General features: G+C 36.2%; 1 protein-coding gene. It reads right to left on the bottom strand.

Translation table 11 applies throughout. The features are described 5' to 3' along the window. Positions 1 to 11 precede the first annotated feature (11 nt). Positions 12 to 553: 2'-5' RNA ligase family protein (locus GQY27_RS21230; protein ID WP_160037250.1), on the bottom strand; the 542-nt coding region annotated here is incomplete at its 5' end.

Genomic DNA, 553 nt, shown 5'->3' with positions numbered 1-553 from the left:
CGTTAGTTGAATCACTCAGCTTTTTGTGTTCCCAATTGGATATCTACAAATGGTACGTATTGGTTTGGTTCAACTTCTTTATATACACGTACAAAATTGACATTAAAGGTTGGATAAGGAGCTAATTCATTCATAGCTAATAATTTCATTTCGTCAATTTCAGTCTCGTTCAAACCCCAATAGGTTTGCCCCAAGGTCAAATGAGGATGATACTGATCCATTTCAAAGTATTGATCTAAAATTTCTTGTGATGGAGAAATCGCATTTACCAATCTTCTATGTAAATCGATTACATTGCTCGATTCAACACTAAGAAATGTAACAGCACTTCCAAACGACCCAGGTTCTGATAATGATAATTGAAAGCTTTGGATTAAAGAGCATGCTTGTCTTACATTTTCTAACCAACAAAGATCTACTTTAAGACCACCCTGCGCTTTTACAGTGATGTGAGGCTCCACTACCTCGTTAAGACGATTACTGGACCAACGATCACGGAATGCCATAATTTTTGCTTTATAATCATCTGGAGGGGTTATTCCAATGAAATATT

This window comes from Paenibacillus sp. An7, assembly GCF_009870785.1.
Classification (GTDB): Bacteria; Bacillota; Bacilli; order Paenibacillales; family Paenibacillaceae; genus Paenibacillus.
The sequence above is the reverse complement of the archived record's forward strand: the minus strand, read 5'-3'. Positions and strand labels throughout refer to the sequence as shown.